The 26000-nt window shown below is 48.3% G+C and carries 28 protein-coding genes and 1 pseudogene; 13 read left to right on the top strand and 16 right to left on the bottom strand.

The genetic code is table 11. The annotated features are described in order from the left end of the window. Window positions 1-296 precede the first annotated feature (296 nt). Entirely contained in the window at window positions 297-731 is a 435-nt protein-coding gene (gene uspF / locus HV477_RS02115; protein WP_001082296.1) for a universal stress protein UspF, read from the top strand. A gap of 49 nt (window positions 732-780) precedes the next feature. Here the strand turns inward: uspF and HV477_RS02120 are convergent, their stop codons facing one another. Further along, on the bottom strand, window positions 781-1119 hold the full coding sequence (locus HV477_RS02120) for an SMR family transporter (protein ID WP_079898787.1): 339 nt from the start codon (window positions 1117-1119) through the stop codon (window positions 781-783). Then, window positions 1112-1264 carry a hypothetical protein gene (locus HV477_RS28890; protein WP_000089155.1) on the bottom strand — a complete coding sequence of 51 codons (153 nt, stop codon included), beginning with the start codon at window positions 1262-1264 and terminating at the stop codon, window positions 1112-1114. The genes HV477_RS02120 and HV477_RS28890 overlap by 8 nt, the downstream gene beginning before the upstream one ends. Between HV477_RS28890 and HV477_RS02125 the strand changes: the two are divergent. After that, a pseudogene (locus HV477_RS02125) lies at window positions 1220-1423 on the top strand (tyrosine-type recombinase/integrase); the annotation flags it as partial. The gene HV477_RS28890 and the pseudogene HV477_RS02125 sit on opposite strands and share 45 nt — an antisense overlap. A gap of 51 nt (window positions 1424-1474) precedes the next feature. Continuing rightward, entirely contained in the window at window positions 1475-2410 is a 936-nt protein-coding gene (ttcA, locus tag HV477_RS02130) for a tRNA 2-thiocytidine(32) synthetase TtcA (RefSeq protein WP_001156217.1), read from the top strand. Between the two features lie 43 nt (window positions 2411-2453). On the opposite strand, the gene dbpA is transcribed toward ttcA, so the two are convergent. The 4 genes from dbpA to smrA all read right to left on the bottom strand — a co-directional run bounded on the left by dbpA (window position 2454) and on the right by smrA (window position 7492). Further along, window positions 2454-3827: an ATP-dependent RNA helicase DbpA gene (gene dbpA, locus HV477_RS02135; RefSeq protein ID WP_000123688.1), complete on the bottom strand. Its 1374-nt coding sequence runs from the start codon at window positions 3825-3827 to the stop codon at window positions 2454-2456. Window positions 3828-4313: 486 nt separating this feature from the next. After that, window positions 4314-5297: a zinc transporter ZntB gene (gene zntB, locus HV477_RS02140; protein WP_000387373.1), complete on the bottom strand. Its 984-nt coding sequence runs from the start codon at window positions 5295-5297 to the stop codon at window positions 4314-4316. A gap of 145 nt (window positions 5298-5442) precedes the next feature. Continuing rightward, window positions 5443-6597 carry a methyl-accepting chemotaxis protein gene (locus HV477_RS02145; RefSeq protein WP_079898786.1) on the bottom strand — a complete coding sequence of 385 codons (1155 nt, stop codon included), beginning with the start codon at window positions 6595-6597 and terminating at the stop codon, window positions 5443-5445. Between the two features lie 331 nt (window positions 6598-6928). Continuing rightward, window positions 6929-7492 carry a DNA endonuclease SmrA gene (gene smrA, locus HV477_RS02150; RefSeq protein WP_001046799.1) on the bottom strand — a complete coding sequence of 188 codons (564 nt, stop codon included), beginning with the start codon at window positions 7490-7492 and terminating at the stop codon, window positions 6929-6931. Window positions 7493-7749: 257 nt separating this feature from the next. Between smrA and ogt the strand changes: the two genes are divergently transcribed. From ogt to uspE, 3 genes are all read left to right on the top strand, one after another. Continuing rightward, the gene (gene ogt / locus HV477_RS02155; RefSeq protein WP_000945036.1) at window positions 7750-8265 is read left to right on the top strand and encodes a methylated-DNA--[protein]-cysteine S-methyltransferase; all 516 of its coding nucleotides are present in this window, start codon (window positions 7750-7752) and stop codon (window positions 8263-8265) included. Window positions 8266-8460: 195 nt separating this feature from the next. Then, window positions 8461-9213, top strand: coding sequence for a fumarate/nitrate reduction transcriptional regulator Fnr (gene fnr / locus HV477_RS02160; RefSeq protein ID WP_000611914.1), 753 nt, complete (start codon window positions 8461-8463; stop codon window positions 9211-9213). 150 nt (window positions 9214-9363) lie between these two features. Next, window positions 9364-10311: a universal stress protein UspE gene (gene uspE / locus HV477_RS02165; protein ID WP_001262138.1), complete on the top strand. Its 948-nt coding sequence runs from the start codon at window positions 9364-9366 to the stop codon at window positions 10309-10311. A 54-nt stretch (window positions 10312-10365) separates the two neighbouring features. On the opposite strand, the gene HV477_RS02170 is transcribed toward uspE, so the two are convergent. Beyond that, a complete protein-coding gene (locus HV477_RS02170) occupies window positions 10366-10620 on the bottom strand; it encodes a DUF2534 family protein (RefSeq protein ID WP_000605645.1) in 255 nt (84 codons plus the stop codon). Between the two features lie 238 nt (window positions 10621-10858). On the opposite strand from HV477_RS02170, the gene HV477_RS02175 reads away from it, so the two are divergent. Beyond that, window positions 10859-11890: a mechanosensitive ion channel family protein gene (locus tag HV477_RS02175; protein WP_000493665.1), complete on the top strand. Its 1032-nt coding sequence runs from the start codon at window positions 10859-10861 to the stop codon at window positions 11888-11890. A gap of 81 nt (window positions 11891-11971) precedes the next feature. On the opposite strand, the gene HV477_RS02180 is transcribed toward HV477_RS02175, so the two are convergent. Beyond that, window positions 11972-12574, bottom strand: a complete 603-nt coding sequence (locus HV477_RS02180) for a helix-turn-helix domain-containing protein (protein WP_000163366.1) — start codon at window positions 12572-12574, stop codon at window positions 11972-11974. 43 nt (window positions 12575-12617) lie between these two features. Here HV477_RS02180 and HV477_RS02185 point away from each other — a divergent pair, with 43 nt between their 5' ends. Then, window positions 12618-13304, top strand: coding sequence for a B3/4 domain-containing protein (locus tag HV477_RS02185; RefSeq protein ID WP_023242339.1), 687 nt, complete (start codon window positions 12618-12620; stop codon window positions 13302-13304). A gap of 27 nt (window positions 13305-13331) precedes the next feature. Continuing rightward, complete coding sequence (locus HV477_RS02190) at window positions 13332-13670, top strand: antibiotic biosynthesis monooxygenase (protein ID WP_000051812.1); 339 nt, start codon at window positions 13332-13334, stop codon at window positions 13668-13670. 106 nt (window positions 13671-13776) lie between these two features. Here HV477_RS02190 and HV477_RS02195 read toward each other — a convergent pair whose 3' ends face one another. The 4 genes from HV477_RS02195 to zirU form a co-directional block, all read right to left on the bottom strand. Then, window positions 13777-14334 (bottom strand): redoxin family protein, encoded by a 558-nt coding sequence (locus HV477_RS02195; protein WP_072103736.1) that lies wholly within the window; start codon window positions 14332-14334, stop codon window positions 13777-13779. Window positions 14335-14432: 98 nt separating this feature from the next. Further along, a complete protein-coding gene (gene zirS, locus HV477_RS02200) occupies window positions 14433-15263 on the bottom strand; it encodes a two-partner-like secretion system exoprotein ZirS (protein ID WP_079898785.1) in 831 nt (276 codons plus the stop codon). 20 nt (window positions 15264-15283) lie between these two features. After that, window positions 15284-17266: a two-partner secretion translocator ZirT gene (gene zirT, locus HV477_RS02205; protein ID WP_079898784.1), complete on the bottom strand. Its 1983-nt coding sequence runs from the start codon at window positions 17264-17266 to the stop codon at window positions 15284-15286. 74 nt (window positions 17267-17340) lie between these two features. Continuing rightward, window positions 17341-18186 (bottom strand): two-partner-like secretion system exoprotein ZirU, encoded by an 846-nt coding sequence (gene zirU / locus HV477_RS02210; RefSeq protein ID WP_131535266.1) that lies wholly within the window; start codon window positions 18184-18186, stop codon window positions 17341-17343. 289 nt (window positions 18187-18475) lie between these two features. Between zirU and HV477_RS02215 the strand changes: the two genes are divergently transcribed. Beyond that, complete coding sequence (locus HV477_RS02215) at window positions 18476-19333, top strand: GyrI-like domain-containing protein (protein ID WP_012543356.1); 858 nt, start codon at window positions 18476-18478, stop codon at window positions 19331-19333. 392 nt (window positions 19334-19725) lie between these two features. Then, window positions 19726-20835: a hypothetical protein gene (locus HV477_RS02220; protein WP_079898782.1), complete on the top strand. Its 1110-nt coding sequence runs from the start codon at window positions 19726-19728 to the stop codon at window positions 20833-20835. A 213-nt stretch (window positions 20836-21048) separates the two neighbouring features. Here HV477_RS02220 and HV477_RS02225 read toward each other — a convergent pair whose 3' ends face one another. After that, a complete protein-coding gene (locus HV477_RS02225) occupies window positions 21049-21285 on the bottom strand; it encodes a YgdI/YgdR family lipoprotein (protein WP_001168016.1) in 237 nt (78 codons plus the stop codon). Between the two features lie 128 nt (window positions 21286-21413). After that, a complete protein-coding gene (locus HV477_RS02230; protein ID WP_000208472.1) occupies window positions 21414-22004 on the bottom strand; it encodes a TetR/AcrR family transcriptional regulator in 591 nt (196 codons plus the stop codon). Between the two features lie 77 nt (window positions 22005-22081). Here HV477_RS02230 and bdcA point away from each other — a divergent pair, with 77 nt between their 5' ends. Further along, entirely contained in the window at window positions 22082-22795 is a 714-nt protein-coding gene (bdcA, locus tag HV477_RS02235; RefSeq protein WP_000171956.1) for an SDR family oxidoreductase, read from the top strand. Between the two features lie 90 nt (window positions 22796-22885). Here the strand turns inward: bdcA and HV477_RS02240 are convergent, their stop codons facing one another. Together HV477_RS02240 and HV477_RS02245 are read right to left on the bottom strand one after the other, a co-directional pair. Next, a complete protein-coding gene (locus tag HV477_RS02240; RefSeq protein ID WP_079898781.1) occupies window positions 22886-23755 on the bottom strand; it encodes an aldo/keto reductase in 870 nt (289 codons plus the stop codon). A gap of 276 nt (window positions 23756-24031) precedes the next feature. Then, on the bottom strand, window positions 24032-24937 hold the full coding sequence (locus tag HV477_RS02245) for a LysR family transcriptional regulator (protein WP_000359211.1): 906 nt from the start codon (window positions 24935-24937) through the stop codon (window positions 24032-24034). Between the two features lie 118 nt (window positions 24938-25055). Between HV477_RS02245 and HV477_RS02250 the strand changes: the two genes are divergently transcribed. Next, the gene (locus HV477_RS02250) at window positions 25056-25985 is read left to right on the top strand and encodes an aromatic alcohol reductase (RefSeq protein WP_000814362.1); all 930 of its coding nucleotides are present in this window, start codon (window positions 25056-25058) and stop codon (window positions 25983-25985) included. Window positions 25986-26000 lie beyond the last annotated feature (15 nt).

Raw genomic sequence — 26000 nt, forward strand, 5'->3', positions numbered from 1 at the left:
ATAATACCCCCAAAAGCATTCGTATAAATTATATCTATTTCACTGCGAATTATTTCATTAATTATTGAATTAAACGGTAACATCTCTTTTTAGGTCTTTCCTGACAAGGCATAAATAACGTTTTAACGTCAACTCGCTGATTATTTACGGGGAATGCGCTTAATATTACGCCGTCCTCCCCTGTTGGTAGTCCCCGCAGAGTATCGTGGAGCAGCACCTAAAATGTGACGTATGTCATTGTACATAAAGTGCCTTTAGGGAGTAGAATTTCAGTGGATACTTAAACAGGAGGTTTTATGAACAGAACGATTCTTGTACCCATCGATATTTCAGATTCAGAATTAACTCAACGCGTGATTTCGCATGTTGAAGCCGAAGCAAAGATTGACGACGCTAAAGTGCACTTTTTGACTGTAATCCCGTCTTTGCCCTATTACGCTTCCCTGGGACTGGCTTATTCAGCAGAGCTTCCCGCAATGGACGATTTGAAAGCCGAAGCCAAATCTCAACTGGAAGCGATTATCAAGAAATTCAACCTTCCTGCGGACCGCGTGCAGGCTCACGTTGCAGAAGGCTCTCCTAAAGATAAGATTCTGGAAATGGCAAAAAAATTACCGGCCGATATGGTGATTATCGCCTCGCATCGCCCGGATATTACTACCTATCTGTTGGGTTCCAACGCCGCAGCCGTTGTGCGTCATGCGGAATGCTCCGTACTGGTGGTACGCTAAATACCCGAGCCCGCATAAGAGAGTGCGGGCTCAAATCAATCATCATCGCCTAGTGACTGACACTTTTTGAAAACAGATTGATTACGATTACGCCGCAGATGATAAGCAACATGCCAATAATAGCCGGCATATCCAGTTTTTGGCCGAGAAATAACCATCCTATCAATCCAATAAGAACAATCCCTACCCCAGACCAAATAGCATAAATGATACCCGCAGAGATGGTTCGCATTGGGATGGTAAGACACCAGAACGCAATACAATATCCGATGATAGTAACGAGGCTCGGTACCAGACGCGTAAAACTATCTGATAATTTTAATGAGATCGTGGCGATAACTTCTACCACGATGGCGATAAATAGAAAGATTACAGCTTCTTTAGTCATACATCTCTTCGTTCCAATATTTTTCGGGTCGTGATGATATCTTAAGTAATACGGATGACAGAATAAAGACGCTTTTGAACCATTGCGTATCTTGCCATAAAAACGTGCTGGCATTCGTCGCCGTAATCCGTACCATACGCGACATACTTTTGCCTGCTGGCTGTTGACAGCAGGAGCGAACCCGGCATTTATCGCCAGCCAAATGGGGCATGAAACTGCGCAGATGGTGTATGAAATTTACGGTATGTGGATTGATGACATGAACGACGAACAAGTAGCGATGTTGAATGCGCGGTTATCGTAATTGCAAAGTTTGCCCCCAATTTGCCCCATTTAGTACCAGAGAACTGAAATAATGCAAGAAATTCAAAAGAATACAAAGAAAGAGCAATACAACCTCAACAAGTTGCAAAAGCGCCTGCGCCGTAACGTTGGCGAAGCGATTGCCGATTTTAATATGATTGAAGAAGGCGATCGCATTATGGTTTGCCTTTCTGGCGGCAAAGATAGCTATACGATGCTGGAAATTTTACGTAATTTGCAACAAAGCGCCCCGATCAATTTTTCACTGGTCGCCGTCAACCTCGATCAAAAGCAGCCAGGTTTCCCGGAACATATCCTGCCAGCCTACCTTGAGCAGCTGGGCGTAGAATATAAAATCGTCGAAGAAAACACCTACGGCATTGTGAAAGAGAAGATTCCGGAAGGAAAAACCACCTGCTCGCTGTGCTCGCGTTTGCGTCGGGGTATCCTGTATCGTACGGCGACTGAACTGGGCGCGACCAAAATCGCCCTGGGCCACCACCGCGACGATATTCTGCAAACCCTGTTTCTGAATATGTTCTATGGCGGAAAAATGAAAGGGATGCCGCCGAAGCTGATGAGCGATGACGGCAAACATATCGTGATTCGCCCGCTGGCTTACTGCCGCGAGAAAGATATTGTCCGTTTTGCTGAGGCCAAAGCCTTCCCTATCATTCCTTGTAATCTGTGCGGTTCGCAACCCAACCTGCAACGCCAGGTGATTGCCGACATGCTACGCGACTGGGATAAGCGCTATCCTGGACGGATCGAGACGATGTTTAGCGCCATGCAGAATGTCGTGCCGTCTCACCTTTGTGACACTAACCTGTTCGATTTCAAAGGAATCACTCACGGTTCCGAGGTCGTCGACGGCGGCGATTTAGCGTTCGATCGTGAAGAGATTCCCTTGCAGCCCGCTGGCTGGCAGCCGGAAGAAGATGACACCGCCTTAGAGGCGTTGCGGCTTGATGTTATCGAAGTGAAATAATCTGCAGGCGTCTCAGCACTCCGCTGAGACGCCATACTATCGATCATTTTAATAGCCGTACCCGGCATGACTTGCCTTTGATCTTCCCGTTTTGCAACTGCTTCCAGGCTTTTTGCGCTACCGCTTGACGTACGGCGACGTAAACGTGCATTGGATGCACATTAATTTTGCCAATATCCGCCCCGTCTAATCCAATATCGCCGGTCAGCGCGCCCAAAATATCTCCCGGACGCATTTTCGCTTTTTTGCCGCCGTCAATGCATAGGGTAGCCATCTCTGCGGCCAGAGGGAGTAACGACTGCCGGGCGGGCGCATTCAGCCAGTTCAGTTTGAGTTGCAGCATTTCTGAAAGAATATTTGCCCGCTGCGCCTCTTCCGGCGCGCAGAAACTGATCGCCAGACCGCTACTTCCCGCGCGCGCCGTACGGCCAATACGGTGGACATGCACCTCCGGGTCCCAGGCCAGTTCATAGTTAACCACCAGTTCGAGCGATTTAATGTCTAATCCTCGCGCGGCAACGTCGGTGGCAACCAGAATGCGCGCGCTACCATTTGCAAAACGCACCAACGTCTGGTCGCGGTCGCGTTGTTCCAGATCGCCGTGGAGCGCCAACGCGCTTTGTCCTACCGCATTAAGCGCATCACAAACGGCCTGACAATCTTTTTTGGTATTGCAAAATACCACGCAGGACGCTGGCTGATGCTGGCTAAGCAACGTTTGTAGCAGCGAAATTTTTTCATGCGCAGACGTTTCGAAGAACTGTTGTTCGATAGCCGGTAGCGCATCTACCGTATCGATTTCAATACGTATTGGCTGCTGCTGTACACGACCGCTAATCGCCGCAATGGCCTCAGGCCAGGTTGCTGAAAACAACAACGTCTGGCGCGTCGCAGGCGCAAAGCGGATCACCTCATCAATGGCGTCACTGAATCCCATGTCCAGCATTCGGTCTGCTTCATCCATTACCAGAATGTGCAGCGCATCCAGCGATACGGTTTCTTTTTGTAAATGATCCAGCAGGCGCCCCGGCGTCGCGACAATGATATGCGGAGCGTGCTGAAGCGAGTCGCGCTGTGCGCCAAAGGGCTGCCCGCCACACAAGGTCAGAATTTTGGTATTTGGCAGAAAACGGGCCAGGCGACGTAACTCCCCGGCTACCTGATCCGCCAGCTCCCGCGTCGGGCACAGCACTAATGCCTGTGTCTGGAACAGAGTGACATCAATTCGATGCAAGAGCCCAAGACCAAACGCCGCCGTTTTACCGCTACCGGTCCTGGCCTGCACACGCACATCATTTCCCGCCAGAATGACGGGTAATGCTGCGGCCTGAACAGGCGTCATCTCAAGATAGCCCAGCTCAGTAAGGTTATTGAGCTGGGCGGCGGGCAAAACATTCAGGGTTGAAAAAGCGGTCACAATTTACTCTCGCGGTAACGACTCATAGTCAGCAGGCGCGTATCCTCGCAGATCCGGACGTTTGATGCGACATTTTAATCGGTTCTTCGTCCGGCGGCGGGTCGGGCATCGGCTGAGGGCGGGGAAGCGGCTCAGGAATGGGAACAGGGTCAGTGGGAATCGGGTCCGACAAGGACGAGTGTAGATATAATAAGGTTAAAAGACAGCTCATATTACCCTCCAGAATGTCATTCAGACTCTTAAAGGGTAGACGCTGATATCCTACAGGCAAAAAAAAGCCGACTAATCTAAGCCGGCGTCGTACGAATCAATTGTGCTATGCAGTAATTCAAAAAAGGAAGTAAGACAATATGGAGCGCAACGCCCATCGCTTGACGTTGCATTCACCTGCGAGAGAGATATTGCCCCGAATAGGTAGATGGTTTATTGACTTCGCTCAAATTTCTCGGCGTTTTTTCATACGAAATGGTCTGAAAAGCGCTTTTGTTACAACCATTTACTGCGATGCAACCATAAAGTAACACCACCGATCAGGACAACTAACAGAATACAAAACAGAGAAAAGCCGAACCGCCATCCGCCGCCAGGAATACCGCCCAGGTTAACGCCAAATAACCCTGTTAAAAAGGTGCTGGGCAGAAAAACCATCGCCATAAGCGACATGGTATAAGTTCTGCGCGCCAGAGACTCCTGCATCACCTGGGCAATTTCATCCGCCATGATGCCAGTACGCGCGATACAAGCGTCAATTTCATCCAACCCCCTTCCCAGCCTGTCGGCGATATCCTGCATTCTGCGCCGGTGATCGTCGCTCATCCACGGCAGCCGTTCACTCGCAAGCCGGGCATAGACGTCGCGCTGCGGCGCCATATAGCGACGCATAACAATTAGCTGTTTACGTAGCAATGCGAGGAAACCGCGCGGTGGGATTTGCTGGTCGAGAAGATTATCTTCCAGATCGATAATTTTATCGTGTAGCTCTTCAATAAATTCACTGGCGTGATCGGTTAACGCATCGCACACATCCACTAACCAGCCGCCGCAATCTACGGGCCCGGTGCCCTCCTGCAAATCACTGACCACATCGTCCAGCGCCAGAACCTTTCGCTGACGGGTAGACACAATGAATCGCTCGTCCATATATAAACGCATTGCCACTAATTGATCCGGGCGTTCGTCAGTACTGCCATTAATACAGCGCAGCGTAATGAGCGTCCCTTCCCCCATACGACTTACGCGCGGGCGCGAGCTTTCACCAGCCAGCGCATCACGCACGTTATTGGGGAGTAAAGGCGTTGAAGCCAACCAGCGGGCGCTGTCCGGGTGGGTATAATTAAGATGTAGCCAACAGGGATGCTGACTATCGATCACATCATTATCTTCGAGCGGTTTTACTCCACCACGACCATCCAGTAGCCATGCGAAAACGGCATCCGGCACGTTCACATCCGATCCCTTAATGGCTTCCACAGCGCCTCCACGTTACAACTCTCATGCCGTTAGTCTAGCTTTCGGGAAAGGTTAAGCAATCTCTCATTTTCTCATTGCGCAAAAAGAATGACGGGAACGTGCGAAAAAAGCGCCTTAGCAACAGGCGCTTACCAAACATGTATTATCAGGCCTGGCCGCGCCTGGTGATGGTCGAAAGAGGTGATACATGAGAGCGCGACAGAGCATGTTCACTGTAACCCGGCAGGCTTAAACGAAATTTGTCGGTTTTAGTCTGTAACTCGATCACCTGCGCCTTTAAAACATCCGAAGAAGCAGATAGCGCTTCAACCATTAAGACATTGCTATGGGTTGCGCTTTCCAGATCGCTCAACGCCAGGGTTATCTGGTTAATGCCTTTTTCCTGCTCCCGCGTGGTGGTGGAAATTTCACTCATCAGCACGTTTAATTGCCCGGAGCCGCCAACAATCTCCTGCATATTTTTTTCAGCCTCCTGCACTATGGCGGCCCCCTGCCGCACATTGTCATGCGTAACGTCGATCAGCGCCTTGATACTTTTTGCCGCCTCGGCGCTACGATGCGCCAGATTACGCACTTCCCCGGCCACCACGGAGAAACCTTTTCCATGATCGCCCGCCCGCGCAGCCTCTACCGCCGCGTTAAGCGCCAGAATATTAGTCTGGAATGCGATACCGTCAATCAATGAAATAATCTCCGTCATCTGCGAGGCACAGTCGGTAATAGAACGCATATTTTCTGTAACCCGCACCATTAATTCACCGCCTTTACGGGCGCATTGGGTTGCATAATCCGCCTGTATGCTCGCCATTCGGGTATTATCCGCATTGTTTTTGGTACTCGCCGCCATTTCATCCATACTGGCGGCAGTTTGAATTAACGAGGCCGACTGCTGTTCCGTCTTTACGGATAGCGACAGACTGCGCGCCGCCAGTTGTTCGGAAAGGGTCATTGCCGTTTGCGAAGAGGATCTGATTTCACGTACCAACGCGGAAATATTCTCCGACAGGCTATTAATACCGGGGATGAGTCGTCCGGCGCAATTATTGCCAAATTCGGAGATATGAATAGACAAGTTTCCTGCTGCGACCTCTTCAATACTTTTCTTCACGGTATTAATCGGCACTACCAAATAGCAGGTCATATACCACCAAAGCAGTAATGTCGAGATCAGATAAATGATATTACACGTAATTAAAATAGGGAGATCGTGCAGAAAGGTTATTTGTAAAGTATCCACCAAAAGAAACGTACATACCATGAATAGAATAATGCATGTTCTGACGCTGATATTTCTCAACATTTTTGACGGCCTACAACCAGGATAGGAGACAGGTTTTATTTTTATAGCATTTCAGATAGCTATTGCCATTCGTTTCTTTGACATTCTCCATATTCAATACCAGACCATCGCCATTTCCCTTAGTGCAACAGATAAAATCACCTATATTCGCTATGCCAGGATATCCATCCATCCATATTGACAAGTGATGTACTTATCACCATTTTCTGCTTAATAGTTAAGTCGAAAGCCAGTATATTTTAATAGACGCTTAAATAAGCGAATGACTGTTTCTCCGTGTTATTACTGTGGCGAGCTTGCGCTGGCGGTCCTGTCCGCCAGCGGCAACGATTTACCGACTACGCTTCGCATGGCGCTCCCAGTTATCCTGTTTAGCCTGCACCGTTTTACGTAACGCGACATAACATGCCCCGCCGCCGCCATGGTGCGGCAGCGCCGAACAATAAGCCTGTACATCTTCAAACTCTGTCAACCAGCGGGCCACATAGCTTCGGACGATATTGGCATGTGACTTCGCCTCTCGCCCTTTACCATGAATGATCAGGACATTACGCAACCCCTCTTTCTGCGCCTCCAGGATAAAACGAAACAGCATTTTTCGGCACGTTTCGACCGGCTGGCGTAACAAATTGAGGCTGGCCTGCTGAGGGTATTTCCCACTGCGTAACTTGTCGATGACACCCTGCTGCAATCCTTCCCGACGAAATTCCAGCGGTTCATTCAGCGGCAGAATATCCAGAAAGCCCGTCGTCAGGAAATTATCAAGCTGAAGCGTGTCGATACGCTGGGGCGTTTTAAGATTACGCGTTGGCTGCCAGTGTACATCAGTATGGCGTTTCAGCGGCTGGACATCCTCCATGGCGTCAAGAAACAGCGCTTTATCGTCAAGGTTCATGGTTCATCCTCCAGCGTTTTTGCGACTGCCGTTATCATAACCGCGCCCTGTTATACCGACAACGGTTTACAGTTATTTCCAATAACAGCGACAATGTCAGGCAATTAACCGTCTCGCCAGGCTCCCTTTTTCTCCGCCAACGATATTACTGGCGCTAAATGTGTTATCCCTGACTATCTTTTAAGGAGTATGGTTGCGGGTATTCCTGGCATGATATCTTGTCTCTTACGTTAGGCTAAGACGATGTGAGAGAACGGATGCTGAGATTACTTGAAGAGAAGATAGCCACGCCATTAGGTCCGTTATGGGTGGTTTGCGATGAGCAGTTTCGACTGCGGGCCATTGAGTGGGAACAGTACCGCGATCGTATGGAGCAACTGCTAAATATCCACTACCGTCACGAAGGCTATGAACGCGTTTCTGCGACTAACCCCGGTGGACTCAGCGATAAGCTTGCAGATTATTTTGCAGGCAATCTCGCCGTAATTGATACCCTGGAAACCGCCACGGGGGGAACACCTTTTCAACGGGAAGTATGGCAGGCGTTGCGCGCTATCCCCTGCGGGCAGGTGATGCACTATGGCCAACTGGCGGCGCAACTGGGACGACCGGGCGCCGCACGCGCAGTGGGTGCTGCGAATGGCGCTAACCCCATCAGTATTGTTGTTCCCTGCCATCGCGTCATCGGGCGTAACGGCACTCTGACCGGATACGCAGGCGGCGTGCAGCGAAAAGAGTGGCTATTACGCCATGAAGGCTATCTTTTATTATGAATATACAGGCAAAAAGTGCCTTATCGGTCACACTTTTATGTAAAGCAGCAACAAATAAATTACGTATTTTCAAATAGATAAAAGTATTCATCAAACTTATACTTGAATTATTCCTTCTCCGGGATAGCTCAGACTTACGCGCTCACCAAAAAGATGTTAAAATTGACAAATATCAATTACGGCTTGAGCAGACCTATGATCCCGGAAAAGCGAATTATACGGCGCATTCAGTCTGGCGGTTGTGCTATCCATTGCCAGGATTGCAGTATCAGCCAGCTTTGCATCCCGTTCACACTTAACGAGCATGAGCTTGATCAGCTTGATAATATCATCGAGCGCAAAAAGCCCATTCAGAAAGGGCAAACTCTGTTTAAAGCAGGTGATGAACTGAAATCGCTCTATGCTATCCGCTCCGGAACGATTAAGAGCTACACCATTACCGAGCAAGGCGATGAGCAGATTACTGGATTCCATTTAGCAGGCGACCTGGTGGGTTTTGACGCCATTGGCAGCGGTCATCATCCGAGCTTTGCACAGGCGCTGGAAACCTCAATGGTATGTGAAATCCCCTTTGAGACGCTGGATGACCTGTCCGGCAAAATGCCTAACCTGCGTCAGCAAATGATGCGTCTGATGAGCGGTGAAATTAAAGGCGATCAGGATATGATCCTGTTATTGTCGAAGAAAAACGCCGAAGAACGTCTGGCCGCGTTTATTTACAACCTGTCCCGCCGCTTTGCGCAGCGTGGTTTTTCACCGCGTGAATTCCGCCTGACGATGACCCGTGGCGATATCGGCAACTATCTTGGCTTAACGGTCGAAACCATTAGCCGTCTGCTGGGGCGTTTCCAGAAAAGCGGCATGCTGGCGGTGAAAGGTAAGTATATTACTATTGAAAACAGCGATGCGCTGGCGGCCCTCGCCGGTCATACCCGCAACGTCGCTTAAACGTCAGCTAAACCATTGATGTTATCTTCTGCCATATCGTTAAATTTTTCTCATTTATTGATCTGGCAGAAGCGCTTCCTCTGTTTCATTCACCATATTTGAGTTACTCTTTAGTTACAAACTGCGATGACAGTTGTAAGGAGACCCTGTATGGCTATGTATCAAAATATGCTGGTGGTCATCGATCCCAATCAGGACGACCAACCCGCATTACGGCGAGCAGTTTATTTGCATCAACGGATTGGCGGCAAAATTAAAGCTTTCCTGCCTATTTACGATTTCTCGTATGAGATGACCACCCTGCTTTCTCCTGACGAACGCACCGCAATGCGTCAGGGCGTAATAAGCCAACGCACAGCCTGGATACGTGAGCAGGCGAAATATTATCTTGAAGCCGGTGTCCCCATTGAAATTAAAGTGGTCTGGCACAATCGTCCCTTTGAGGCCATCATCCAGGAGGTTATCGCCGGCAGTCACGATCTGGTGTTGAAAATGGCGCATCAGCACGATCGACTGGAAGCGGTCATTTTTACCCCTACCGACTGGCATTTGCTGCGTAAATGCCCAAGCCCCGTGTGGATGGTCAAGGATCAGCCGTGGCCAGAGGGCGGCAAAGCCCTGGTCGCCGTGAACCTGGCAAGCGAAGAGCCCTATCACAATGCTCTCAACGAAAAGCTGGTAAAAGAGACCTTACAATTGGCGGAGCAGGTTAATCATACCGAAGTACACCTGGTCGGCGCCTACCCCGTTACGCCAATCAATATCGCCATTGAGCTGCCGGAATTTGATCCCAGCGTGTATAACGACGCCATCAGAGGCCAGCATTTACTGGCGATGAAAGCGCTGCGCCAGAAATTCAGCATCGATGAAAAAGTTACGCATGTAGAAAAAGGCTTGCCGGAAGAAGTTATCCCGGATCTTGCTGAACATCTCCAGGCGGGGATCGTTGTGCTTGGCACCGTTGGACGTACCGGACTCTCGGCCGCGTTTCTGGGGAACACGGCCGAACAGGTCATTGACCATCTGCGCTGCGACCTGTTAGTCATTAAGCCTGATGAGTATCAAACACCGGTTGAACTGGACGACGAGGACGATTAATCCCTCTTCCGTCCTGCCGGATGGCGCTGCCATCCGGCCAATACCCTATTCCTGTTACTCATCTCCGCCGAGGAAATAGATCCCCAAAGGAATCGCCAGCAGAATAGTGAACACCAGACTGTAAACGAAAATCATTGCCGACTGAATGGCATACATAGAGCTTGTCCACTCGGACAGTGGAATATGATATTGCTCAATCACACCGCCGATAGTCGCGCGCGTTACCACCGATGCCGCAACGATAAACACTGCCAGCAGGCATAACAGAAATTTTTTCCCCTTCGCCGATTTCAGCTTCATCATGATCATAGTATTGTCCTTTACAGATGACTTTGTTACCTGATAGCAACAATACCATGACAATCGCGCGATGTCTGCTCTATAAAACGTGACATTGTATTTACATAAAAAGTAAACCGCTGAGATTAAAGCTGATAGCACTATTTCTTCTTTTTACTTATCGATGATCTGCGCGTTTATCCTGGGTAAAATACCTGTTAATCAGGTCATTCTGAGCTGTTATCGTAGGAAGGAGCGGAAAACAATAATGTTCACTGAATTTTTTCTCAAAAACGCATTTAATCTGGCGATACTTTTCAGTTGCGGTATGGCGTTGCTGGTCGTGAGATTTTGGCTCAGCCGTAACGTACAGTGGAAGAAAGGATTCACGTTCCATGCGGCACAGTTTTTTATTTATGCAATTATTATTGGGACCATCGGGAGCATCCTGAATAATGCTATTGAAGATTATAATTTGCGTTTTATCTCTTCCGGGGTCATTGATTTTATCTGCACCTCGCTCATTGCGCTTATTCTGACGATAAAACTTTTCCTGATTATTAACCAATTTGAAAAAGCACAGGTCAATAAAGGTAGAGATGTCACCAGTACCCGTATTCTGGCACGGGTCATAAAAATAACCATTATTGTCGCGATTGTCTTACTGTATGGCGAACATTTTGGCATGAGTCTGTCCGGTCTGCTGACCTTTGGCGGTATCGGCGGTATCGCTGTTGGTATGGCGGGCAAAGATGTCCTGAGCAATTTTTTCTCCGGTATTATGCTCTATTTCGATCGCCCCTTCAGTATCGGAGACTGGATTCGTTCTCCTGACAGAAATATCGAAGGTACGGTCGCCGAAATCGGCTGGCGAATTACGCGAATTAACACATTCGACCACCGCCCGTTGTACGTGCCTAATTCCGTCTTTTCATCCATTAGCGTTGAGAATCCGGGACGGATGACCAACCGTCGAATAAAAACGGTTATTGGATTACGTTACGAAGATGCCGACAAAATTGGCCTCATTGTTGACGCTATCAGAAACATGCTGCAGGCGCACAGAGATATCGATCAGAAACAGACGCTGTTGGTCTATTTTAATGAATTCGCCGACTCTTCGCTGAATATTATGGTGTATTGCTTTACCAAAACAACAGTATGGCAGGAATGGCTTGCCGTACAGCAGGATGTTTACCTGAAAATTATTGCGATTGTCCAGGAAAACGGCGCTGACTTCGCCTTCCCAAGCCAGACGCTCTATATCGATGACCCGGAGGCCGCGCCTGCGACAAAATAAAAGATAGCCGGTGCCCGATAACGCTTATCGGGCACCGAGGCTTCCCTGTCCGGATGACGGGTTGTTAGCACCTTACGGTGATCAACGGCTCTTTTCATTCACCGTCATGGTAAATTCAAGCACCTCATTAGTGTCGTTAACGTAGGCATGAGGCATGTCGGTTCTGGCTACAGCGGAGCAGCCCTCCCGAATAATAAAGCGTCTACCGTCGACTGTTAATGTCAGTGTTCCCTGATTAACAAACAGTAATTCACAGGTGTCTGCCGGATGCCCTGCCGATTCAAACTGTTCACCAGGATGCATTATCCATTGCCAGAGTTCCAGCATATCCGGCCCGCTGGTTCCCGCCATCAGTTTTGCGCTGCCGCCTTTCTCGCCGCGCCACAACACCGGAATAGCATCCCGGTCGATAAGATGGACCATCGGCTCGCTGGCGACGTTGACAAAATCCGCCACGGACACTCCCATTGCCGCCGCGATCTTACATAACAGCGCAATGCTTGGATTGGCTTTACAGCCTTCAATTTCCACCAGCATTCCTTTACTGACGCCGGAACGCCGCGCAAGCTCATCCAGCGACATCTTTTTTTGGCTACGAAATTGTTTGATACGTTGGGAAACAGCTTCATTTATTGTGCTGACGTCGGCGCCCGCCGTGGTCGATAAATTGACTTTTTTGGTCATTGGTCGATATCATAGAAGAAAATAGTCATTACAGGATTATGCGATGTCTTCTATGTTACCGTCAATCAGCCCGGAACTGGCCCGTATCGCTCCCGGCTTTCGTGCATTAAGTATTAATGTTATTGCCGCTCCGATTCGCGATGCGCAGGTCGGAGAAATCGCGCTAAAAGAGGCCTGTCAGGCCGTAATTAACGGCCAACCGACGTGGGCACAGGCGCATATAGACGCCTGGAATGCGGTGTTTAAAGCATTCGGCGCAAAACCAAAGCGCACCCCCTGCTCGGCTGAAGCGCTACGAAAACGCGTGTTGAAGGATGGAACAATGGCGTCGCTGGACCCGGTCGTGGATCTTTATAACGCGGTGAGCCTGCGCTATGCCGTACCGGTAGGCGGCGAAAATAGCGCGGCTTATTGTGGATCGCCGCGGCTGGTTTTCGCAGACGGAAGTGAAACATTTGATACTCTGAAAGAAGGACAACCCGCCACCGAGTCGCCAGAACCGGGCGAAGTTATCTGGCGCGATGACAGAGGCGTCACCTGTCGGCGCTGGAACTGGCGTCAGGGAGTACGTACCCGACTAAGCGCTTCAGATAAAGCGATGTGGTTTATCCTTGAAAGCTTGCCGGAAATGCCGGTTGATGAATTGTACGCGGCAGGAAACATGCTGACTGACGGCCTTGAAAAAATGATGCCAGGTTTACGTTTTGAATCCACGTTGATGGGTGTTTGATTGATATTGCGTAACAGGAGAAATACCATGTCGCTGTTTCTGACAAGTTTTATTTTCGAAAAAAAAGAGTACGACGAAGAGTTTTATCAACTGGATGGCTGGATTGAGCGCTATACGCAGTCTATTGATGGCTATATTGGGATGGAAAGCTATACCGATGCCGCCAGCGGAAGAATGGTTAATAATTATTACTGGCAGACCCGCGAATCAATGGAGCTATTGATAAATAATTTACAGCACCAGCAGGCCAAATCACAAAGTCATAAGTGGCTTTCCGGTTACCAGACGATTATTGCAGAAATTCAGGGGTGCCATAACGTTAACCTGCCCCATCCGCTGGCATCATTTTCAGTTCCTTATGCGTGATGCAATAGTATATGTGTTAAATGTGGGGGCACTACAGGAGGATGCCTGCGCCCCTGCATTGCCGGTTATTCGGTTCTCTGTGCAGGGACGGTGCTGATATAAGTGATTAGTAAACAGGAAGATGAGTGATATCTCGTGGTACAATAACACGCGTAACCACATTATTTTCATCGCACTCTATCAACGCTCTGGCAAAAATACTGAGCTCATTAATTTTCAGCCCGGAATTATCCAAAAACTGGCGGCAAGCGTAGTCAGAAACAAAGGTTATGCCGGGATGAATATCATGTTCCCGAATAAAACGGGCCTGAGCAAATGGCGTATCCATACTCAGCACATATACCGCCCGGTTTGAGTGGCTACCCGCTGATTTAAGGCGGTCACTACAGTCTTTTACCTGCCATTCACAAACCGGCGTATCCAGTGACGGGACGACAATAATCCGCTTTTTTATCCCCGGGATACAGTAACCCGGTAATAAATTATGGCTCACCAGCCCCTTTGTGCAGGGTAATGGTTCGCCTTCAGCCAGTATACCGGGTTTGAGGGTCAGCTGCGTTTTGCCAAAGGTGACAGCGTGTTCCTGACCCAATGAGATATAATCCTGTGTTGTTGTTGGCGTCATAAAAACCTCTCCTTTTAATGTTTGTATTATTTTAGCCATAATAATTATTTAGCAATCCGCTAAAAAACCAGGTAAACATCCATAATAAGATGATGGTGATAAAAAGAATTACATTACCCATAATGATTAATATAGTTTTATGGTCTTCCTCTGATGGAAATTGTTTTCGTAAAAGCCTCTGAATATTTAAAAGATATGTCAATACGCTCATTACTATGCCCACGATAGGTTATAACTTGTGTATATTTACCTGGAGCATTTTCTTTCTTAAGGGGACCATAATCCCATAAGCACTCTAAAATTTCACACGCTACAGACTTATTAATGTAAACTTCATTTATAGGATTCCCGTCGATATCCTTAACAATAGTTGTGATGGTGGCACTTTCACCCGGCGATAATACAGACTTATCTATACTCATAACTGTTAAATCTCGACTTGGCGTATTAGATATAGTTTCTGTTTCAATATACTGAAATTCAGATACCGATGGCACAGGCGTGTACCCTGACGCTGAAGCCATATCCGTTTCATTATAAATTTCTAGTTTAATCTTTGAACCCCGATGTTCCTTTTGGATATTAAATTTATGCTCACATGGCTTTTCACGTTTAAGTATATGCTGAGAGTTATCTTTATTTATCTGATAATACGTACATACTGTAGTAAAAGTTTCCGCAGACTGATAGTTATTATCCGGATCTCTGATGCCTACATTTCTGGCATACCTCTCAATAGTCATTCCCGGAAAAGGTGTATACTTTTCAATAGAAAAGTCAAGTCCATTAAACTTCAATTCGTAGCCATCGCGAGGTGTTCCAGGCCTGTGCCCAACGCTCGGCGCCGTAGGTGGAGAAAACATCCTGACGGTTGCCGCGGACGTTGTCGACGAATCCGCCAAGACGCTTATCGGCGCAGCCGCCAGAAGCAGGCTATAGATAATAAGATTATGTTTCGACATACGCACTGTTGATCCTTTTTAAAACATTAATTCGCATCAGATGCTGCGGTAGAACTCTTGGCATTTTCTTTATCAGAAATAATTCTGACGCGGATATATTTATTCTGTAGCGATTCCCCGTTAAGGCTATAAGGGATAAGCCAGGTGGCCTTTGTCGCCCCCGGTACGGATTGCCAGGATTTCATTTCATCCGAGATATCCCACTGATAATTAAACGCATCAGTACAGTCCGTGTTATTTACACAAAGCGTTCTGGCTCGCATTTCTGTTCCGACGACTGGCGCAGTAACGCTTCCGTTGGCTTCTTCAGTACCCGGCGTAAAAAGCACCTCCACAGAAGTGACCTTCTGCGCAATACTGTCTGACTGCGCTCGTAGTAGTACGGTACCCTTCACCGGATGTTTATCGTCTGGTCCGCTTGCTTCAATATGTAATTTGAGCGAGCGGGCATCATCGCCGATATGGGTCACCAGAACCCGTTCAATCCAATGGCCGTCACGCTCTCTACCACCGAGCGCTTTAAATGCCAGACCCGGCGTATCTGATTGATACTTAATATGACGTGGTTTGAGCGATGCCCACTCCTCTTCAGAACGCTCGCGCACGTAGTGCCACTCAATAACCTTCCCCTCTTCTCCGGCAGGAAGCGGCGTACTGATAACAAAGTTGCCGTCCTCAACCTGAACATCGTCATTGATAACATTTATCCATGAACGGAAACTGGTCTCATCCTGTGTCACCCTTACCGGGATACGCTCGGAGGTCACGCGAGTACCCCGGCTGTCAGTCACCGTTAAATAAAGGCTATACTCCTGACCGTCGGTCGCCGTCAGCGGAAGTTGTGGAAGGATAAGGCCGCTGCCCAGACTCCCCTGAAGCTGGAGTCCGGCGAGAAGCTCCGCATCACCCGACCACTCAACCTTCTCAATCGGGTAACGGCTATCTACCGTCGCCATTAATGTCACCAGCGTCCCGGACAGGCCTGACACCGGCATTGCCGTAATGCGGATTTTACTGGCCTGCTCCCGATACGCCATGACGATATCGTAATTACGATCGACAAAGGCATGCCGGTTAGTCGTATTTGACGGCGCCCCAACGTTGCGGTAATCAAGCTGTTCATGTAACGGCGTACCGAAGGAATAGTTGACTCTCAGACCGCCCTCTGCCTGCGATCCGCCGTTACCGGCGTCCCGATATCCTGCTCTGAACTCAAGCAAGGGGACAGGATTCCAGACCAGAGCCGCACCTGCGGCGCGGGGATTCCGGCTTAATGTACCGTTACCCAATAGATCAACTTTATCCCCGTAATACTGTTCATATGTCAGCTCGCCACTGAACCAGGGAAAATCGGGAAGCGTGCCTTTTGTTCGCAGATCAAAGCCATATGCCGGACGCTCATCATGTAATTCATGCGCTGCTGACGTTTTCCAACCGGTGAGAGGGAAATAATAGTTGCCGGAAAAGGCCAGACTGTCTTTATAAACTTCCCCGCCAATGCCGCCACGTAAGTGGGAATAACGGATGTCGGCATCCAGAAACGTATTGACGCCGAGCAGCCATCCATTGACCTCCTGGCGGTAACCCATACCAACGTTAACATAGGTGCGGCCATCGAAACTGCTGCTGTCGTGGTCGCGAAAGCCAAGCTGGCCAAAGAGTAAAGACGATGTCGTTTCCTCGACGGGAATAAACATATCGAACTCTGATGAGCGATATTTCGCGCCATCTTCAAGATTGACGCCACCACGGAAAATAATCTCCGGAAAAGCGCTCTTCATCCCCTCGTTCACCAGATGATTAGCGGCTTGCCCTGGTAATGCCTTTATTTTTCCTTTGGCATAATCCTCCAGCGTCCCCTCCTGCAGATGCGGAGAAATAGACGATGCCGTCCCCGCAATCCACGACTGAATTTCATTATCGCTATCAGCAATGACCGGCAGTGGAATCTGACTGGTAACAATGGCCCAGGTTATATATTTAGTAATGGGTTTTTTAGAAAAAACCACTGTATTGTCTCCTGCTATATCCACCTGCCTGGCAGGGGGAGTATTTAAATAAGATGTTTATTTAGCGATAAAAATCAGCGACGGATAGCGCGTTTATTCTCCGGCGTGGCTTTCGTCGTTTTAGGCGTAACGTGGACACGGAACAGTTTATTCTGCTCGGTTCCTTTAATAATATATTTATGTTTTTCAGCGTTGGTATTATTCAGATCGGTGAACTTATCTGGTGTCCCGGCATCCGCCATCTGCCAGGTAAAGTTATAATTACTGACCTCACACTCAGCCGCCGCTGTGGTGGCACACTCCAGTACCGCTTCAAGGGTGCCGCCCACCACTGGGGTGTTGGCGTCATTGGTACCGTTGAGTTTATCAGTCGGTTTACCACTTTCATTCACCACATTGATAGTGACAGAACGTAGCTTATTAGAAATTGTACCGTCTGCGGCGGAGTCGCCGCCCACCCCAGAAGATGCAGAAGTTAATAAGACAGTGGCAGGCAAGAATGCACTATCCGGCACCCCCGTTGCCGTCTTAATCCGGTAAACGATTTTAATTTTTTTACCACCTGCATCAGCAGGAATGGTAAAAGCCGTCCCGGTTGCCGCCGGGGTTCCAGAAGGATCGGCGGCCTCATTATCCACCAGATACCATTTAATATCGTCGGCATTATTCATTTTATCCAGCGATAAGGGATCCCCATCCTCATCCCTAATAAAAACATCCGCTATCTGGAGGGTTGAACCGGTCGTCAGTTCCCCAGACACTTCTATTTTTTTTGCATTAGTAGTTGCCACAGGACGGTGACCAACAGAAGCAGGTGTAGCAGAAGAAGCCATATCATTGGCTCTGGTATTCGCCACCGCCTCTACTGAGACCACGGATGCACAAATTGCTAACGCTAATAAAGATCTTTTGAAGTACAAAACAATTCCCTTTTATTCATTAGAAATGATTACGAGATTTATAATCTCACGGGCTAAAAATTCAGGGTTATTCAATCATTTTAACCGCCTGTGAAATTATGCCCTTCGCCATGCTAATTACTTAGCTTTACTGGCAAAATCCGATCTCCAAGTGTAAAGTTTATTCAGAAACGTCAAGCAATTTAAATCTTTCTTGTTTTGCCAGAAAAGCTAACAACCACCCACCAGTTTAATAACACAGTATGTCAAACACCTTAAATGTTTATATTTTCGGCTTCAATAAAGAGGAATGATGATGAAAAAAGCCATAATAATCTCAGTATTAGAGCAAATAGAAAAAAATCTTGAAGAGAGGATTGATATTGAAAAGCTGGTTGTTATAACAGGTTATTCGCGAAGGAGTTTGCAGGATTTTTTTAAAGAAAAGTGTGGCGTCTCAATCGGAAAATATATCAGACAACGCAAGTTGAGCAGAAGCGCCACTCTGCTAAAGCTGACCTCTCAGTCGGTCACAGATATCGCGTTCAGAATGGGGTTTGATTCAGTGCAGTCCTATAGTCGAGAGTTCAAAAAAACATTTGGCGTCAATCCCAATAACTATCGCAAGGCTGATTTCTGGGATCTCAGAAACCTACGGCCTCCCTACTGGCTTGACTGTGATGAGCATTATCAGTTCGAAATTTGTCAGCTTACGTCAAAAGAAATTTTCGGATTTCAAACGTCTCATCAGATCGCAACAAATGACCTTCCTAAAAAAGCGTCGCCTATAAAATGGAAAATCATTCATGAGACGCTCAGAACGTGGGGCGAAAATGTGTATTGTCTCTCGTCTTTTAAGCCGGATAATACCAAAGACCAGGTCATCGCCGTAAGCAGTTTTTTTGGTATGGAACATAATTCCGTCGATGGAGGCAAAATACCCATGTCGAGGGTAATAAAATGTGGTAAATATGCAAAATTCCATTTCGTTGGTCATAAAGAACAATATCAACAATTTTCCAATACAATATATATGTGTATATTGCCAAAACTGAATCTTATCAGGAGAGAAGGAGAAGATATTGAATACTTCCATTTGGCATCCGTCCAAAAGCAACAGAGTAATGAATCCATTGTCGATCTTTATTATTACATCCCTGTACTGTAATGACTTCGTACCATCCACGCATTTCATCTGAAAAGTCTTCTCTTTTCAGAACGGTAATAAAACTCTCAGTATTGATTCTGGTAAAATAAGTGACTATTAAATATAGTTAACATTTTGAAAGAATTGAAAAAAAATAAATTGCGTGCACGCGACACCGGGGATAGATTTCTGACAGTACTGTACGGTGTAGTGATCAGGTAATATTGGCTACAGTTTACGGTAAAAGCAAAGTCCATACTTTAACTATTAATGGGAGTATGCTGGCCGGGCGGCTTGCGGGGCCTTCATGCTCCCACATCTATAATGTTGGTATGATTACATTCTCTCTATACTTTCCCGTGCTAACCTTTTATCTCGTTGAGATAACGTTTAATTAAAATGCTCTCTTTTTGATGTACATTATAAGAGGAGACATTATTCATATTTTCGAAATCAGGGCAGACGATATGTATACAACCATCAGAAACACAGCGCTAGCAATGGTAGCTTGTTTTTCGTATATCGCACATGCCAGTACCTACCCTCCTCTTATTATCACCAGGGGAGCCGGAGGAGACGCCTCCGGAGCCACAGTCATTCATGATAATTGGCGGCATGGCACTCCTGACCTGGTCAATCTTACCGATATCCCCATAGATAAAATCAGACCAGAAAAATACAGTTGCATACTGATTATTGGGCAAGGAGCTATAAAAGAGATGCTTCTTGCGAACAATGCCTCAGCAATACTTTCCGGAAAAACGGTTGGTCTGTATAGTCATCTGATCGATCAGAACACGCTCAGATTACTTCGGCAATTGCAGAACAAAGTGAGATTCAATCTCTTTTTTACCCGCTCGCAGATAACTCTACTAAAACTAAGGAATATTTCAGAATATAATTTTTTGAGTTCTAAAGTAAATAATGTCTGGGGACAAGACTCACTAGCAATTGAAACAGTGGCACCTGACAGGGGTAATATACCGGAAAAAGCGCTTCCCCTCAAAACAACAGATTATGTGATCTGGCTGGGTGGAAACTATACTACTTCCTCTGGTACGCAGCGTATCTTCACAAACGATCAGATTGTTGTAGCCCTGAAACCACTACATAATGTTATTTCATCAAATGCATCGATTGCTATTATGCTTTCACCACGTTTTTTTGATAATAGCATGAGTAAAGAAGCAAAAGTTAAACGACTGAAGGCAGTGCTTAACACCTTTTCGCGAAACAGGGTCACATTTTATATGAGTAAGGAGATGCTTGCTAATCTGAAAGAATTTGATTTGCCAGTTCAACTATCCCCTTCTTACGCAGAGCTGATGCGAATGCCCTGGGCCAGCGCTACCCGGCATTTTGCCTCTGTGGATCAATATAACCTGTTTGCTGATCTCATACCTAAAGTTACGCCGTTTCTTCTTGAACCGAATGATGCCGATCAAGCTCTCTATGCGACGGATTATCTTAATACCCGGCGTGTAAGTCTGACCCAAAATATTCTTAACCACGGTTGTGACTAAATAAAACGCGCAGAATCCGGGATAGTTAGCAATCCAAAACAGACCGTTAGCCATGAGTACTGTTTATCTTCACTATACAGGGAACAACCAAATAACTGACAACACAAATCAAGCCGATACCCGGAATTCGGCTATACAGGCGCTCTATTCAATTCAGGCCCAGAAACAATCCGGTACCCATACTGGACACGGCCTCCTAACTGCTTTAGCGCATTACCAGTCCAGCTTCGATGCGCCTTCTGTCGTCTGCACTATTTCACTGGTTTTAATGACGCGATGATAACCATAAGCATCAGCGTATTTCGTCATTCCGGTTGCGGTGTCAACCTCCGGCTTACCCTGCGTTTCAATAATCTCTCCCGTCCGGGTCGTCATGGTATAGGTCGTTGTACATCCGGCTAACATCAACACTGATAAGCTAAGTACCGTAATAAGACTACATTTTTGCATTTCTCGTTTCCCTGACACCTCTATTTTTGATGCACTTTACCGAATACCGCAACGGCAAGATGGATGATTAGGGCTATTGCTCCCTGTTTGCCCGTATCTGATTGGCTCAGGTTTTTTGATGCACTGCGTTAATCCGGCAGTAATCGCTCCAGCACATCCCCAGCCAGAAGCACGCTCTCCTGAAGACGCTCCAGGCTATACCCCGCTCGCGCCTTGGCGGAAAGTCCCGCCATTAGCGTCCCCATAAAGTCCGTCATCCGGTCAGCCTCTTGCGGATACCGCATGGCGACATAAGTGCGAATCAGGTTTTCAGCAGCGATGTAAAACTCGCAGGCGGCCTCTCGTGCCGGTTTATCGTTACAATGAGCGCCCTCCAGAACCAGACACCCAGTGGCATCAGGATCGGCAGCGTAACGTCTTGCCGCTTCCATCAGCACATCGATAAGGCACTTCGCGGTCGGGCGATCGTGACGCAGAAGCGCCCCGAGCGGAATCGCGTCGGTCATCCTGTAACGTTTTAATACGCGAGTATACAGCCCCAGCTTGCTGCCAAACGCCGCATAGAAACTGGGAGGATTGATCCCGAACGCTTTTGTCAGATCCGCTACGCTCACCGCGTCGTAGCCGCGTGAATGAAATAAGTGTTGAGCGGTTTCAATGGCTTGTTCCGGATCGAACTGGCGAGGGCGACCCGGCGTTCGGCTATGTTTTGTAGTCATTACTACATAACTCCTTGACGGCATGATTTCATTACGCATATTGTAGTGGTTACTACAATATCATAAAGGACATCCTGATGACGCTATTTCGCAACAAATCTGTACTGGTTTTAGGGGGAAGTCGTGGTATCGGCGCGGCTATTGTACGACGCTTTAGCGCTGACGGCGCATCGGTCGTTTTCAGCTACGCCGGATCGCATGAAGCCGCCGAAAAACTGGCAGCGGAAACCGGAAGCACCGCCATCCAGACGGATAGCGCCGATCGGGATGCCGTCATCAGCCTCGTGCGTGAGTACGGACCGCTGGATATTCTGGTCGTCAATGCGGGCGTCGCTCTCTTCGGCGATGCGCTGGAACAAGATAGCGATGCGATAGATCGTTTGTTCCGCATTAATATCCATGCGCCTTACCATGCGTCAGTGGAAGCAGCCCGCAACATGCCGGAAGGTGGACGCATCATTATTATCGGTTCCGTGAATGGCGATCGGATGCCCGTACCGGGAATGGCCGCGTACGCCGCCAGTAAATCAGCCCTGCAAGGGCTGGCGCGCGGCTTAGCCCGTGATTTTGGCCCCCGCGGGATTACAATAAATGTAGTGCAGCCAGGCCCCATTGATACCGACATCAATCCTGAAGATGGCCCAATGAAAGAGCTGATGCACAGTTTCATGGCGATCAAACGACACGGAAGACCTGAAGAAGTGGCTGGAATGGTGGCATGGCTTGCCGGCCCGGAAGCCTCTTTCGTCACCGGCGCGATGCACACCATCGATGGTGCCTTCGGCGCCTGACGGCCAGGCGAATATCATACGGTTGCCGTCTACGCTCCGGCAACCGTGTTAGAAGCTGTTCATGCGAGAAAACATCCGCAAGCGCCGGGATCAATCGTGGATTTTAACGCCAAGACAACCGCGAACAAATTCAGGATTAAAATGCTTCACCGCTTCGCCAACGTAGCCTAAATCAAGGGCGTTGATTTGAGCCATTTCGTTATCCGTTAGTGAGAAATCCCAGATAGCAAAGTTCTCTTCAATACGTTCCTGTCGAGTGGATTTAGGAATAACCGTGACGCCACGCTGCACGTTCCAACGCAGGACAACCTGCGCGATGGTTTTTTGATGGGCATCGGCAATCCCTTGAAGCATGACATTTTCATACGGTTTATGTCTCCCGCCGCCTAACGGCGCCCACGCTTCAGGCTGAACGTTATAATGCTTCATGGTTTCCAGCGCGGCGGGTTGTGCAAAGTATGGATGCAATTCGACCTGGTTTACCATTGGCGTAATTCTGATGGTTTCACAGAAGTTGGCTAACACATGCGCATAGAAGTTGGACACGCCAATGGCTTTTAGTTTACCAGCTTCATAAGCGTCTTCCAGCGCGCGCCACGCGCTAAAATAATCGCCCATTGCCTGATGCAATAAATAGAGATCAAAATAATCTAACCCGGATTTTTTCAGCGATGCTTCAATACCTGCTTTGGCCAGATCGTAGTTAGCCATATCTTGCACCCACAGTTTAGAAGTAATAAATAACTCCTCACGGGTACACAGACCTGTCGCGATGGCTTCACGAACAGCGTCACCAACGGCATCTTCATTGCCGTATACCGCAGCGGTATCGATAAGACGATAACCGCTGCGAATAGCGCTTAACACTGACAGCTGGCATTCTTCTTTGTCGGTTACCTTAAAAACGCCAAAACCCACCATAGGCATTTTAAGGTTGTTACTTAATATTGAATATTCCACGCTAAAGCACCCTTTCGTCGTAAAGACGCCATGATAAGAGCAAAATACAGGTACAATGAGTATTGTTAAATCCGATTATATTTATACAAAAAGTTCATTAATAACAGTTGTACAGATTTTTTATTGCATCCAAACGTTCCGTGCTTGCTATATCCTCGCCGTGTAGCACCTGTTTGATAATGCCTTTTACTTATGCGTCAAAAACCAGTACCGTCATTTTGACCGTCTGTAAAAAAGTTTTCTGAACAGGCAATGCGATATCCGGAATAATATTTTTTAGCGAAGAGGCTCCGGCTGGCTCAGCGCCGTTTTGCACCAGTCATAAAAAGCGCGTACCGCAGGCGGCAGAAACCTGTTTTGCGGATAGACCAGCGCAAGCGGCAAATCGTAAGAATGGTTGTCCATGCAGGTCACCAGCGCCCCGCTGTGCAGATACGGCGCAACCAGATAGCTGGCGACGCGAATTAACCCCAGTCCCTGTATTCCGGCCTGAATATAAGCGTCCGTATCATCGACAACCAGCGTCTCCTGCACCCGCATCGCGTAATCCTTCCCTTCACGCGTAAAAAACCAGTCGGTGGTACGCCCGGTGCGGTGGTTCAGGTAGCCGACCGCATGGTGCTTTTGCAGATCATCTAAATTTTCAGGGCTACCGTAGCGCTCAATGTAAGTGGGCGATGCTGCTATCACCCAGTTAAAGCTGGCAAGTGGACGGGAAACCAGCGTGGTGGAATCATCGATCCTGCCGGCCCGAATCACGCAGTCATACCCTTGAAGGATAATATCCTCCACGCTATCGCTGGAACAAAGTATCAGCTCCAGCTCCGGATATTGGCGCAAAAAGGCCGGGAGCGTGGGAATAATGCAATGTCGGGCGAGAGATTGCGGCATCCCCACTTTAAAACGCCCTTTGGGTTGTGCCGCCCGGCCGGGAAATGACGACTCCATGGCCGCGATATCTGCCAGCACTCTTTTGCACTCTTCGTAGTAACGCCGCCCCTCTGCGGTCACACTAAGTTTTCGAGTTGTACGTTGCAAAAGTTGAATCTTAAGCCAGGATTCCAGTTCTTTAACCACTCGCGATACCGTTGAGCGCGGCACGCCCAGCACTTCGGCGGCTCTGATAAAACTATGGGTATCCACCACGCAAACATAGACCTGCATCGCTTCCAGCTTGTCCATTTTCCCCCCGCCAATTATCCCATTTATCAGAACAGTCTAACCCGTCTTCGGCGTCTTATCGAACGCAGATCCCTGACGTAATCTCTATCTACAGGTGAATCAACACAGAGAGGTGCAAATGAAACAATCCAATAATCAGGTGGGTGAAAAAGTATTGGTGCTGGGTGCGGGACAACTGGGGGCGTCAGTGCTGGCGTCGTTGGTTCCGGCGGTCACACAGCGTAATGGTTCCGTTAGCGTTATTGTGTCAGGGCGATCCAGGGATAAACAGAGCAAACGACGTTCCAGCATTCATCAACAACTGGCAGATGCCGGTGCGCGGTTTATCCCGGTCGACATCGCAGGCAGTTCGGTTGCAGCGTTAAAAGATCAATTCCACGGTTTTGATACGATCATCAATTGTATGGGGTTTGTCGCCGGTGCGGGTACCCAGATAAAAATCACCCGCGCGGTACTGGAGGCGGGCGTTAAGCGCTATTTCCCCTGGCAGTTTGGCGTGAATTACGATGTGGTCGGCAAAGGCAGTGGCCAGCCGGTGTGGGACGAACAGTATGACGTCAGGACGCTTTTGCGCGAGCAAAACGTCACAGAGTGGGTGATTGTTTCAACTGGTATATTTACCTCTTTTCTCTTCGAACCAGCCTTTGGTGTGGTCAACTTAGCCAAAAAAACCATCAATGCCCTCGGCGGATGGGAAATGCAGGTCACCGTCACGTCGCCTGCGGATATTGGTCGCCTGACCACTGAAATTTATCTGCATCAGCCGCGTATCACTAACGAAGTCGTCTTTGTCGCGGGGGAAACGACCTCTTATGCAAAACTGGCGGAAACGGTCGAACGCGTGACGCAGCAAACCTTTACCCGAGGCGTATTGACGCTACCTGACTTACAGGAGCAGCTCCGTTTACATCCGCATGATCCAATGCTGCGCTATCGCGTCGCCTTCGCGCGTGGTGACGGTATGTGGTGGCCGATGAGTGACACCTGGAATGCACAACATCATCTGCCGACACAGGATATTGCCGCCTGGCTGAAAACACAGCAATGAGAACGGCGGCATCAG

This window comes from Salmonella sp. SG203, assembly GCF_013350575.1.
Classification (GTDB): Bacteria; Pseudomonadota; Gammaproteobacteria; order Enterobacterales; family Enterobacteriaceae; genus Salmonella; species Salmonella enterica.

Excerpts from the sequence above, each read along its gene's own strand:
- fnr (WP_000611914.1), top strand. The coding sequence starts at position 8,461 with ATGATCCCGGAAAAGCGAATTATACGGCGCATTCAGTCTGGCGGTTGT.
- HV477_RS02170 (WP_000605645.1), bottom strand. The coding sequence starts at position 10,620 with ATGATCATGATGAAGCTGAAATCGGCGAAGGGGAAAAAATTTCTGTTA.
- ogt (WP_000945036.1), top strand. The coding sequence starts at position 7,750 with ATGCTGAGATTACTTGAAGAGAAGATAGCCACGCCATTAGGTCCGTTA.
- smrA (WP_001046799.1), bottom strand. The coding sequence starts at position 7,492 with ATGAACCTTGACGATAAAGCGCTGTTTCTTGACGCCATGGAGGATGTC.
- HV477_RS02195 (WP_072103736.1), bottom strand. The coding sequence starts at position 14,334 with ATGGCTAAAATAATACAAACATTAAAAGGAGAGGTTTTTATGACGCCA.
- HV477_RS02185 (WP_023242339.1), top strand. The coding sequence starts at position 12,618 with ATGTCTTCTATGTTACCGTCAATCAGCCCGGAACTGGCCCGTATCGCT.
- HV477_RS02175 (WP_000493665.1), top strand. The coding sequence starts at position 10,859 with ATGTTCACTGAATTTTTTCTCAAAAACGCATTTAATCTGGCGATACTT.
- bdcA (WP_000171956.1), top strand. The coding sequence starts at position 22,082 with ATGACGCTATTTCGCAACAAATCTGTACTGGTTTTAGGGGGAAGTCGT.
- HV477_RS28890 (WP_000089155.1), bottom strand. The coding sequence starts at position 1,264 with ATGTCGCGTATGGTACGGATTACGGCGACGAATGCCAGCACGTTTTTA.
- uspE (WP_001262138.1), top strand. The coding sequence starts at position 9,364 with ATGGCTATGTATCAAAATATGCTGGTGGTCATCGATCCCAATCAGGAC.
- uspF (WP_001082296.1), top strand. The coding sequence starts at position 297 with ATGAACAGAACGATTCTTGTACCCATCGATATTTCAGATTCAGAATTA.
- HV477_RS02145 (WP_079898786.1), bottom strand. The coding sequence starts at position 6,597 with ATGTTGAGAAATATCAGCGTCAGAACATGCATTATTCTATTCATGGTA.
- ttcA (WP_001156217.1), top strand. The coding sequence starts at position 1,475 with ATGCAAGAAATTCAAAAGAATACAAAGAAAGAGCAATACAACCTCAAC.
- HV477_RS02190 (WP_000051812.1), top strand. The coding sequence starts at position 13,332 with ATGTCGCTGTTTCTGACAAGTTTTATTTTCGAAAAAAAAGAGTACGAC.
- HV477_RS02180 (WP_000163366.1), bottom strand. The coding sequence starts at position 12,574 with ATGACCAAAAAAGTCAATTTATCGACCACGGCGGGCGCCGACGTCAGC.
- HV477_RS02120 (WP_079898787.1), bottom strand. The coding sequence starts at position 1,119 with ATGACTAAAGAAGCTGTAATCTTTCTATTTATCGCCATCGTGGTAGAA.
- HV477_RS02245 (WP_000359211.1), bottom strand. The coding sequence starts at position 24,937 with ATGGACAAGCTGGAAGCGATGCAGGTCTATGTTTGCGTGGTGGATACC.
- HV477_RS02230 (WP_000208472.1), bottom strand. The coding sequence starts at position 22,004 with ATGACTACAAAACATAGCCGAACGCCGGGTCGCCCTCGCCAGTTCGAT.
- HV477_RS02250 (WP_000814362.1), top strand. The coding sequence starts at position 25,056 with ATGAAACAATCCAATAATCAGGTGGGTGAAAAAGTATTGGTGCTGGGT.
- HV477_RS02220 (WP_079898782.1), top strand. The coding sequence starts at position 19,726 with ATGTACATTATAAGAGGAGACATTATTCATATTTTCGAAATCAGGGCA.
- HV477_RS02215 (WP_012543356.1), top strand. The coding sequence starts at position 18,476 with ATGATGATGAAAAAAGCCATAATAATCTCAGTATTAGAGCAAATAGAA.
- HV477_RS02225 (WP_001168016.1), bottom strand. The coding sequence starts at position 21,285 with ATGCAAAAATGTAGTCTTATTACGGTACTTAGCTTATCAGTGTTGATG.